10 protein-coding genes are annotated in these 9,964 nt (G+C 63.6%); 4 read left to right on the top strand and 6 right to left on the bottom strand.

Annotated features, from left to right (window positions below; translation table 11 throughout):
* Positions 1-177: 177 nt before the first annotated feature.
* The 6 genes from ACTHN9_RS13650 to ACTHN9_RS13625 form a co-directional block, all read right to left on the bottom strand.
* The gene (locus ACTHN9_RS13650) at positions 178-1,722 is read right to left on the bottom strand and encodes a 2-isopropylmalate synthase (protein ID WP_440537293.1); all 1,545 of its coding nucleotides are present in this window, start codon (positions 1,720-1,722) and stop codon (positions 178-180) included.
* A gap of 327 nt (positions 1,723-2,049) precedes the next feature.
* A complete protein-coding gene (pssA, locus tag ACTHN9_RS13645; protein ID WP_440537292.1) occupies positions 2,050-2,931 on the bottom strand; it encodes a CDP-diacylglycerol--serine O-phosphatidyltransferase in 882 nt (293 codons plus the stop codon).
* 20 nt (positions 2,932-2,951) lie between these two features.
* Positions 2,952-3,590: a phosphatidylserine decarboxylase gene (locus tag ACTHN9_RS13640; RefSeq protein WP_440537291.1), complete on the bottom strand. Its 639-nt coding sequence runs from the start codon at positions 3,588-3,590 to the stop codon at positions 2,952-2,954.
* Between the two features lie 212 nt (positions 3,591-3,802).
* Positions 3,803-4,819 carry a ketol-acid reductoisomerase gene (gene ilvC / locus ACTHN9_RS13635; RefSeq protein WP_440537290.1) on the bottom strand — a complete coding sequence of 339 codons (1,017 nt, stop codon included), beginning with the start codon at positions 4,817-4,819 and terminating at the stop codon, positions 3,803-3,805.
* Between the two features lie 81 nt (positions 4,820-4,900).
* Positions 4,901-5,392 carry an acetolactate synthase small subunit gene (gene ilvN, locus ACTHN9_RS13630; RefSeq protein WP_102646316.1) on the bottom strand — a complete coding sequence of 164 codons (492 nt, stop codon included), beginning with the start codon at positions 5,390-5,392 and terminating at the stop codon, positions 4,901-4,903.
* A gap of 125 nt (positions 5,393-5,517) precedes the next feature.
* Entirely contained in the window at positions 5,518-7,281 is a 1,764-nt protein-coding gene (locus tag ACTHN9_RS13625; RefSeq protein ID WP_440537289.1) for an acetolactate synthase 3 catalytic subunit, read from the bottom strand.
* 367 nt (positions 7,282-7,648) lie between these two features.
* Here ACTHN9_RS13625 and ACTHN9_RS13620 point away from each other — a divergent pair, with 367 nt between their 5' ends.
* The 4 genes from ACTHN9_RS13620 to ACTHN9_RS13605 are packed head-to-tail and all read left to right on the top strand — an operon-like array spanning position 7,649 to position 9,956.
* The gene (locus ACTHN9_RS13620) at positions 7,649-8,212 is read left to right on the top strand and encodes an RNA polymerase sigma factor (protein ID WP_440537288.1); all 564 of its coding nucleotides are present in this window, start codon (positions 7,649-7,651) and stop codon (positions 8,210-8,212) included.
* The gene (locus ACTHN9_RS13615; RefSeq protein ID WP_440537287.1) at positions 8,209-8,640 is read left to right on the top strand and encodes a DUF3619 family protein; all 432 of its coding nucleotides are present in this window, start codon (positions 8,209-8,211) and stop codon (positions 8,638-8,640) included. The genes ACTHN9_RS13620 and ACTHN9_RS13615 overlap by 4 nt, the downstream gene beginning before the upstream one ends.
* A 21-nt stretch (positions 8,641-8,661) precedes the next feature.
* Positions 8,662-9,411 (top strand): DUF3106 domain-containing protein, encoded by a 750-nt coding sequence (locus ACTHN9_RS13610; RefSeq protein ID WP_440537286.1) that lies wholly within the window; start codon positions 8,662-8,664, stop codon positions 9,409-9,411.
* Between the two features lie 5 nt (positions 9,412-9,416).
* Complete coding sequence (locus ACTHN9_RS13605; protein WP_440537285.1) at positions 9,417-9,956, top strand: RDD family protein; 540 nt, start codon at positions 9,417-9,419, stop codon at positions 9,954-9,956.
* The last annotated feature ends 8 nt before the right edge of the window (positions 9,957-9,964 follow it).

Here is a 9,964-nt window from a genome sequence, read left to right as displayed (position 1 = left end):
GGTTTTCGGTCGGTGGGGCGGGCGGGCCCTCGCCGGAGTAAAAGGCTGTTCGACGTAGGCGAGGGCCCGCCCGCCCCGCCGACCGCTACGGCGTATGCAGACATGCCCCACCGCCCAGCACGGCGCATCCGATTCCCGCGCCACCGAGGCATGGGAGCGGCGCTAGGCCGCCCCCAATCACACCCCCTGCGGATTCACCTTCTCGACAGTGGTGTAGAGCTTGTTCAGCGCAGCGATATAAGCCTTGGCCGAAGCCGCCACGATGTCCGGATCGGTGCCCACGCCGTTGACGATACGGCCGCTCTTCGACAAGCGCACCGTCACCTCGCCCTGCGCCTGCGTGCCCGTCGTAATCGCGTTCACCGAATAGAGCAACAGCTCCGAGCCGCTGCCCACCTCGCCTTCGATCGCATTGAGCGTCGCATCGACGGGGCCATTGCCGCGCGCCTCGCCCGTCATCTCCTTGCCGTCCACCGAGAACACGACACGTGCGTGCGGACGCTCGCCCGTTTCCGAGTGCTGCGCCAACGAGACGAACTTGTAATGTTCGCGTTCCTGCGCCGCCGCCGATTCCTCGGTCACGATCGCCATGATGTCTTCGTCGAAGATTTCCGACTTGCGGTCGGCCAACTCCTTGAAGCGAGCAAAGGCTTGGTTCAGTTCGGTTTCGCTGTCCAGTGCGATCCCGAGTTCTTGCAGCCGCTGCTTGAAGGCATTGCGGCCCGACAATTTGCCAAGGACGATCTTGTTCGCCGTCCAGCCCACGTCTTCGGCCCGCATGATTTCATAGGTGTCGCGCGCCTTGAGCACGCCGTCCTGGTGGATGCCCGACGCATGCGCAAACGCATTCGCGCCCACCACCGCCTTGTTCGGCTGGACGACAAAACCCGTGATTTGCGAGACGAGCTTCGATGCCGGCACGATCTGCGTCGCATCGATGCCGACGTCCAGGCCGAAGTAGTCGCGGCGCGTTCTCACGGACATCACGATTTCCTCGAGCGCGGTATTGCCCGCACGCTCGCCCAAGCCGTTGATCGTGCATTCGACCTGGCGCGCGCCGCCGATCTTCACGCCGGCGAGCGAGTTCGCCACCGCCATGCCGAGATCGTTGTGGCAGTGCACGGAGAAGATGGCCTTGTCCGAGTTCGGAATACGTTCGCGCAACGTCTTGACGAGATTGCCGTACAACTCGGGCACGCCATAGCCCACGGTATCGGCGATGTTGATCGTAGTCGCGCCTTCATCGATCACGGCTTCGAGCACGCGGCACAGGAAATCCATGTCCGAACGGCTGCCGTCTTCCGGCGAGAACTCCACGTCGTTCGTGAACTTGCGCGCGAAACGCACCGCCAGACGCGCCTGCTCGTACACCTGCTCCGGCGTCATGCGCAGCTTTTTCTCCATATGCAGCGGAGAAGTGGCGATGAAGGTGTGGATGCGGAAATGGTCGGCCGGCGCCAGTGCGTCGGCAGCCCGCTGGATATCCTTGTCGTTCGCGCGCGCGAGCGAGCAGACCGTGCTGTCCTTGATCAGCGAGGCAATCGTGTTGATTGCGTCGAAATCGCCGTTCGAGCTGGCCGCAAAGCCGGCTTCGATCACGTCCACCTTCATCCGCTCGAGCTGCTTCGCGATGCGGATTTTCTCTTCTTTCGTCATCGACGCGCCCGGCGATTGCTCGCCATCGCGCAATGTCGTGTCGAAAATAATCAGCTTGTCTGCCATGTCATGTCTCCAGGGGACGTTTGCTTTCGAAAAATGGGGGGCGATACGGAAAACGGCATTCGGGCGTTCGCGCCACCGCTGGCGACGCCGAACAACGAACGAGGCAGACGGGGGCGAGAACGATCAGCGCGGTAGACGCGCTAGCGCTAGCGCGCATAGAGGCGCACCGGCGAGAAGAGAAAGGCGGGGGAAGGTCAAAATCGACATGTCGCCGACTATAGCGGCATTCGCGCGATCGTGCAATCGGCCCCATACCGCCCGCACGGGCATGCCGGACCGGGGGCGATACCCTCCCCGGAGCCGGCACGGTGCGGTGCGCGGCCACGTCTAGCCGTGCGGAACCGAGCGGGCCGGATTGTCGCGCCCGCGCACGGCCATATAGGCCCAGAACGCGTAGCCCGAGAGCCCGTAGAGCACGAACAGCCCGAACAGCATCAAGGGCGGATCGGACGACACGAGCACGAACGCCACGACCACGAGCAAGATCGCCGCGAACGGCACGCGATGCCGGACGTCCAACGCCTTGCCGCTGTAAAACGGCGCGTTCGAGACCATCGTCACACCGGCGTAGATCGTGAGCGCGAACGCCACCCAGGGCAGCCAAACGAGCTTGAGCGGCACGCGGTTATCGGTGGCGAGCCAAACGAAGCCGGCAATCAGCGCGGCCGCGGCCGGGCTCGGCAAACCCTGGAAGAAGCGTTTATCGACCACGCCGATGTTCGTGTTGAAACGCGCCAGCCGCAGCGCGGCGCCCGAACAATAGACGAACGCGGCAAGCCACCCCCAGCGCCCCAGATCCTTGAGCACCCACTCGTACATGACGAGCGCGGGCGCCACACCGAACGACACCATGTCCGACAAGCTGTCGAATTGCTCGCCGAAGGCGCTTTGCGTGTGCGTCATGCGCGCCACGCGCCCATCCATGCCATCGAGCACCATCGCCACGAAGATCGCGATCGCCGCGATCTCGAAGCGCACGTTCATGGCCTGCACGACGGCGAAGAAGCCGCAAAAGAGCGCGGCCGTGGTGAACGCGTTCGGCAGCAGATAAATACCGCGCGTGCGCAAGAACTTCTGGCGCGCCGCCCGCCGATTTTCGGCGGGTGCCGAATCGATGCCGAGCGCCTTGTTGCGGCGAAACGGATTGCGCCGGAAAGGACGCGGCATCGGCGTGGTGCCCGCGCGCGGGCGACGTTTGAAAGCGGCCATCGAACCCTCCTGCCGCGGTATCAAAGCTCGGCGAGAATCGTCGACGAGGCGAACACCTTCTCGCCGATCGACACCTTCGCGCGACTGCCGAGCGGCAGATAGACATCGACGCGCGAACCGAAACGAATGAAGCCGTAGCGCTGGCCGCGTGCGAGCGGCTCGCCGGTGCGCACGTAGCAGAGAATACGGCGCGCGATGAGGCCCGCGATCTGCACCGAGGTAACCGTTTGCCCGCTCGCCGTTTGAATCACGATCGCATTGCGCTCGTTTTCGTGCGACGCTTTATCGATGGCCGCATTCAGGTAAGCGCCCGGAAAGTATTCGACCTTCGCGATCGCACCGTCGACCGGCGAGCGCTGCGAGTGCACGTTGAAGACGTTCATGAATACGCTGATCTTCAGCGCTTCCCGATCGGCGTACGGATCGCGCGTGGTTTCGACGGCGACGATGCGGCCGTCGGCCGGGCACAGCACGGCGTTCGCTTGAGTCGGAATCGGGCGCGGCGGATCGCGGAAGAACTGCACGACGAAGATTAGGATCAGCCAGAACGGCCAAGCAAAACCGAACCCCGCGACCGCATGGATCAACAGCGCGACGACGGCGGCAATCGCGATGAACGGCCAGCCTTCGCGTGCGATGATCGGATGTGGGTAATTCATGGATCGTTTCGAAGTTTTTGTAAAACCACTAGGATAGCAAAAGCCGCCCCGTACGAGACGCACGGGACGGCTTTGAAAGGTGATTCGGCGGCCCGCCACGGCATCGCGCACCCTGGCGAGCCTCCGGCGCGGGGCCCTTCCCCCGCACCGGCCGGCCCCGCGCACGACGTAACGCAACGTAATGCGCGAAGCCTTGGCCTTTAGATCGAATGTTAGTTCTTCGATTGATCGACGAGCTTGTTCTTGGCGATCCACGGCATCATCGCGCGCAGCTTGCCGCCGACTTGCTCGATCTGGTGCTCGGCCATCAAACGGCGGCGCGATTGCAGCGTCGGTGCGCCCGCCTTGTTTTCCAGGATGAAGCTCTTCGCGTACTCGCCCGTTTGGATGTCCTTCAGCACATCCTTCATGACCTTCTTCGTCTCTTCCGTGACCACGCGCGGGCCCGTGACGTACTCGCCGTACTCGGCGTTGTTCGAGATCGAGTAGTTCATGTTCGCGATGCCGCCTTCGTAGATCAGATCCACGATCAGCTTCAGTTCGTGCAGGCATTCGAAGTACGCCATTTCCGGCGCGTAGCCCGCTTCCACGAGCGTTTCGAAACCGGCCTTGATCAGTTCGACGGTACCGCCGCACAGCACGGCTTGTTCGCCGAAAAGGTCGGTTTCCGTCTCTTCGCGGAAGTTCGTTTCGATGATGCCGGCACGGCCGCCGCCGTTAGCCGCCGCGTACGACAGCGCGACATCGCGCGCCGCGCCCGACTTGTCTTGCGCCACGGCGATGAGGTGCGGCACGCCGCCGCCTTGCGCGTACGTGCCGCGCACGGTGTGGCCCGGGGCCTTCGGCGCGATCATGATGACGTCGAGATCGGCGCGCGGGATGACCTGGCCGTAGTGAACGTTAAAGCCGTGCGCGAACGCCAGCGCCGCGCCTTGCTTGATGTTGGCGTGCACTTCGTTCTTGTAGACATCGGCGATCTGCTCGTCGGGCAGCAGCATCATGACGACGTCGGCGCCCTTCACGGCTTCAGCCACTTCCTTGACCGCGAGGCCCGCGCCTTCGGCCTTCTTCCACGACGCGCCGTCCTTGCGCAGACCGACCGTCACGCGCACGCCGCTGTCCTTCAGGTTCAGCGCGTGAGCATGGCCTTGCGAGCCGTAGCCGATGATCGTAACGTCCTTGCCTTTGATGAGGGACAGGTCGGCGTCTTTATCGTAGAAAACTTTCATGTCGATTCCTTCGCGTTAAATCGTATTCGTCAAATTCTTCAAAAATCGCCCGCCTGTGCGGCGAGCGCCGATCGTGCTTCGTTATACCTTCAAAATGCGTTCGCCGCGCCCGATGCCCGAACTGCCCGTGCGGACCGTTTCGAGAATCACGGCGGCGTCGAGCGCTTCGATGAAGGCGTCGAGCTTGTCGCTCGCCCCCGTCAGCTCGATCGTGTAGGTCTTTTCGGTCACGTCGATGATACGGCCGCGGAAGATGTCCGCCATCCGCTTCATTTCTTCGCGTTCCTTGCCGACCGCCCGTACCTTGATCAGCATCAGCTCGCGCTCGATGTGGGCGCCTTCGGTCAAGTCGACCACCTTCACCACCTCGATCAGGCGGTTCAAGTGCTTCGTGATCTGTTCGATCACGTCGTCCGAGCCAATGGAGACGATGGTCAGGCGCGACAGCGAACGGTCTTCCGTCGGCGCCACCGTCAAGGTTTCGATGTTATAGCCGCGTGCCGAAAACAGACCGACGACGCGCGACAGCGCACCCGGTTCGTTCTCCAGCAAGACGGAGATGATATGTCTCATGTTGCTTTCCCGTTTATCCAGATGTCGATTGCAGCGGCCCCGAACCCGCTTCGCCCGCGCTGAACACGCGTCCTTCGTGAGGACGGTGCGCGTGCGTGCGGCGCCCTGGGCCCCGTTGTTCGTCCTTAGAGGTCTTCCGAACCGAGCAGCATCTCGGTGATGCCCTTGCCGGCTTGAACCATCGGCCAGACGTTTTCGGTCGGATCGGTCTGGAAATCGAGAAATACGGTGCGATCCTTCAAGCGCAGCGCTTCCTTCAGCGCCGGCTCGACATCGGACGTCTTTTCAACTCGGATGCCGACGTGGCCGTATGCCTCGGCCAGCTTCACGAAATCGGGCAGCGCATCCATGTACGAATGCGAATAGCGCTTGCTGTATTCGATCTGCTGCCACTGGCGCACCATGCCCAGATAGCGGTTATTCAGCGAGATGATCTTGACGGGCGTGTCGTATTGCTTGCACGTGGACAGCTCTTGGATGCACATCTGGATCGAGCCTTCGCCCGTGATGCAGACGACTTCCGAATCGGGATGCGCCATCTTCACGCCCATTGCCGCCGGCAGGCCGAAGCCCATCGTGCCGAGGCCGCCCGAGTTGATCCAGCGGCGCGGCTTGTCGAAGCGGTAGAACTGCGCGGCCCACATCTGGTGCTGGCCCACATCGGAACAGACGAAGGCATTGCCGTCGGTGAGTTCCCACAGCTTTTCGACGACGTACTGCGGCTTGATGATCTCGCTCTTGCGGTCGTACTTGAGGCAGTCCTTCGAGCGCCAGCCTTCGATGTCCTTCCACCACTCGGCAAGGGCTGCGGTGTCGGGCCCATGTTCGGCGTGCTGAAGCTGCTCGATCATTTCCTTGAGCACTTCTTTGACGTCGCCGACGATCGGGATGTCGACCTTCACGCGCTTGCTGATCGACGAAGGATCGATATCGATATGGATGATCTTGCGCGGGCGCGACGAGAAGTGCTGCGGATCGCCGATCACGCGATCGTCGAACCGGGCGCCGATGGCGATCAGAACGTCGCAGTTCTGCATCGCCATGTTGGCTTCGTACGTCCCGTGCATGCCGAGCATGCCGAGGAATTTCTTGTCGCTCGCGCGATAGCCGCCCAGCCCCATCAGCGTATTCGTGACGGGATAGCCGAGCAGATCGGCGAATTGATTCAGCTCGCGCGCCGCATCCGCGAGGATGATGCCCCCGCCCGTGTAGATGTACGGGCGCTTGGCCGAAAGCAGCAGCGAAACGGCTTTGCGAATCTGGCCCGAATGCCCCTTCGTGACCGGGTTGTACGAACGCAGCGCCACGTGCTTGACGGGCTCGTACTGGCAAGGCGTTTTCGAAATATCTTTCGGGATGTCGATCAGCACCGGGCCGGGACGCCCCGTGCGCGCGATATAAAAGGCCTTCTTGACCGTCGCGGCCAGTTCGCGCACGTCTTTCACGAGGAAGTTGTGCTTCACGCACGGACGCGTGATGCCGACGGTGTCGCACTCTTGGAACGCGTCCTGGCCGATCGCGGCGGTAGGCACCTGGCCGCTGATGATCACCATCGGGATCGAGTCCATGTACGCGGTGGCGATGCCGGTGACGGCATTGGTCACGCCAGGGCCCGACGTCACGAGACAGACGCCGACTTTACCCGTCGAGCGCGAATAGGCGTCGGCCGCATGAACGGCTGCCTGCTCGTGGCGCACGAGCACGTGCTGGACTTTGTCCTGCTTGTAGAGTTCGTCGTAGATATACAGTACCGCGCCGCCGGGATAGCCCCAGAGCACCTCGACGCCCTCGTCGGCCAATGCGCGCATGAGCACGGTGGCACCGATCGAGTCAGCTTCGTGGGAAGGAGTGGTATCCGACGTGGAGAATTCCGCGCTGGGCATGTTCATCGTTAACCTTTCGAATTTTCGGCAAAAAATTGATCGGGTGCTCTCTGCCGGGCTTGTGGCTCGGGTTCAAGCGGCGCGTCCACTTTGACAGACGAGCTTCATGGGCCCGCCCAAAAAGAGACAAATCACTTATGTTGCGAACCGGAAACCTTAGCGGTTGCGCGCGCGCAGGTCAAGCGAAAATTCTTACCCAGGCCCGTCCCTGGTGCGAGCGAACCGGTCGCTTTGCACCCAAAACCCAGGCTTTTCGCCTCATCTAGGTACAAGTCATCCCCCACTATCTCGAAAGTTTGCTAGCATCCGCGAGTTTTACGACATTTTTCTATCGATAACGGCGCACGCGAAAGTTTCGCGCCGCCCCCCTCGGATGGCATCAGACAAGGAACTCGCCGACTTTCTGGCGGGCGTCGAAAGGCGCGCGTTCAAGCACACCGTCTACGCCGTGCGCGATGACGATGCCGCCCTCGACATCGTCCAGGACGCGATGATCAAGCTCGCCGAAAAATACGGCGACCGGTCGGCGGCCGAGCTTCCGCTGCTGTTTCAGCGTATCTTGCAGAATGTGATGCACGACTACTTTCGTCGTCAGAAAGTGCGCAACACATGGGTCAGCCTGTTCTCCTCGCTCGGCGGCGCCGACGACGAGGAATTCGACCCGCTGGAAACGATCGAAGCAGACGACAGCTCGAGCAGCGGCCTGAGCAGCGAACTCAAACTCGAGCGCGAGCAAGTACTCGCCTTGATCGACGAAGAGATTCAAAAGCTGCCGGCACGTCAACGGGAGGCGTTCCTCATGCGTTATTGGGAAGATATGGATGTCGCCGAGACCGCCGCCGCGATGGGCTGCTCGGAGGGCAGCGTGAAAACGCACTGCTCCCGAGCGACGCACACGTTGGCAGTCGCGCTCAAGGCCAAAGGAATTACGCTATGAGCTCCGCTCCAGAAACCAAAGAACTCGAGTTCGCGGGGAAGATTCGCCGCGCGCTCGACGAAAGCGCAGCCGATTTGCCCGCCGCCACGCTCGAGCGCCTGGCCGGCGCGCGTCGTCTCGCGCTTGCGCGCAAGAGGCCCGAACCCGTTACCGCTCCGGCCTTCGTGCCGGTACTCGCGCACGCCGGTGCCGGCGCCGCGTTCGATCTGCCGCCCGCGGGCAAGCGCCGCCTCTCGCCGCTCGCCCGCGTGCTGCGCGTATGGCCGCTGGTGGCGCTGGTCGGCGGCGTCGCGTTCATCGCTTATTGGGAAAACGCGCAACGCTCCGCCGAACTGGCCGACATCGACGCGGCCATGCTCAGCGACGACCTGCCGCTGAACGCTTATCTCGATCACGGGTTCAATGCGTACTTGTCACGAGCGCGATGAGGCGGGCGGAGAATCACGCCGGTGAGCTATAAGCGCAGCTTGGCCGTTGTGTTCGGGTGCGCGATCGCCGCGGCGGTCGCGTTCGCGGCCACCTACCCCCGATTCTTCCCGTCCGCGCCCGTGCACCAGGCACCGGGGGCGCAAGGCGTTGCGTCGTCGCAACAGGCGCCGCTGACGGTGGAATTTCCGCCGCTCGCCGACGATACCAATCCGCTATCGTGGTCGCACCTGAGCGACGCTCAGCACGAGGCGCTCGCGCCGTTCGCGTCCGAATGGAATACGTTCAGCGACGAACGCAAGCGCAAATGGATCAAGATCGCGGCGCATTTCGCGAAGATGTCGCCCGAAGCGCAGAAACGGCTGCACGAGCGCATGACCGAATGGGTCCGCATGACGCCCGATCAGCGCCGCGTCGCCCGCGAGAACTATCAAGTCTCGAAAGCCCTGCCCGCACAAGCGCGCAAGAAGGCCTGGCAGGCCTATCAGGAACTGTCGCCCGAACAAAAGGCGAAACTGGCGGCGATCGGACGCAAGCGCCGGCCGACCATCGTCAGCGCGCCGCCGCTCGGCGAGCGCAGCGAGATCCGCGGGCTCAACCGCCTCGTGAATCCGCCGCTGGCCGCAAGCGGCGCAGCCGCGGCATCGAGCGCCGCCTCGGGTGTGCCGGCCTCCGGCGCGGGCTCGGCGTCCGGCCCCGTCAACACGACGGTACCGGTGCCGCCGACGCCGATGTCGCCGTCGGACCAGCCGTCCATCTTCCGCGGCGCCTGACCGAGATGGCCGCCCAAGCACCGGTCACGCCGCCGGCCGACGCCTGCCCCGCGCCCAAGCCGGCACCGGTGCCGACGATCCGCCGCCGCCTCGCCGCCCTCGTCTACGAGAGCGTGCTGCTGTTCGGCATCGTCTTCATCGCCGGCTACCTGTTTGCCACCCTGACCCAGCAGCGCAATGGCCTCACGCACCACCATGCACTGACCGCGTGGGTCGCGCTCGTCGTCGGCGCGTATTTCGTCTGGTGCTGGACGCGCGGCGGCCAAACCCTGCCGATGAAGACCTGGCGGTTGCGCCTCGTCGCGACGAGCACGGGCCAGCCGCCCACGGCCGGGCGCGCGCTCGCCCGTTATCTCGCCGCGTGGCTTTGGTTCTTGCCGCCGCTCGCCCTGCATCCGCTCGCGCATTTGCCCGTGCCCGCGACGCTCGGCGCCGCGGCGGCGTGGTTCTGCCTATGGGCCGCGGCGGCCCGTCTCGACCCCGCTCGCCAGTTTCCGCACGACCGCCTCGCCGGGACCCGCATCGTCGCTGCCGAGTCTCGCTGAGGTTGCGC

Origin of the sequence: Trinickia sp., assembly GCF_051953405.1 — a bacterium.
In the GTDB taxonomy this organism is placed as follows: domain Bacteria; phylum Pseudomonadota; class Gammaproteobacteria; order Burkholderiales; family Burkholderiaceae; genus Trinickia.
Note: the sequence above shows the minus strand (reverse complement) of the source record. Positions and strands in the feature narration are given on the sequence as shown.

What these genes read in the sequence shown, in the direction of transcription:
- ACTHN9_RS13650 (WP_440537293.1), bottom strand. Translation starts at nt 1,722, where the DNA reads ATGGCAGACAAGCTGATTATTTTCGACACGACATTGCGCGATGGCGAG.
- pssA (WP_440537292.1), bottom strand. Translation starts at nt 2,931, where the DNA reads ATGGCCGCTTTCAAACGTCGCCCGCGCGCGGGCACCACGCCGATGCCG.
- ACTHN9_RS13640 (WP_440537291.1), bottom strand. Translation starts at nt 3,590, where the DNA reads ATGAATTACCCACATCCGATCATCGCACGCGAAGGCTGGCCGTTCATC.
- ilvC (WP_440537290.1), bottom strand. Translation starts at nt 4,819, where the DNA reads ATGAAAGTTTTCTACGATAAAGACGCCGACCTGTCCCTCATCAAAGGC.
- ilvN (WP_102646316.1), bottom strand. Translation starts at nt 5,392, where the DNA reads ATGAGACATATCATCTCCGTCTTGCTGGAGAACGAACCGGGTGCGCTG.
- ACTHN9_RS13625 (WP_440537289.1), bottom strand. Translation starts at nt 7,281, where the DNA reads ATGAACATGCCCAGCGCGGAATTCTCCACGTCGGATACCACTCCTTCC.
- ACTHN9_RS13620 (WP_440537288.1), top strand. Translation starts at nt 7,649, where the DNA reads ATGGCATCAGACAAGGAACTCGCCGACTTTCTGGCGGGCGTCGAAAGG.
- ACTHN9_RS13615 (WP_440537287.1), top strand. Translation starts at nt 8,209, where the DNA reads ATGAGCTCCGCTCCAGAAACCAAAGAACTCGAGTTCGCGGGGAAGATT.
- ACTHN9_RS13605 (WP_440537285.1), top strand. Translation starts at nt 9,417, where the DNA reads ATGGCCGCCCAAGCACCGGTCACGCCGCCGGCCGACGCCTGCCCCGCG.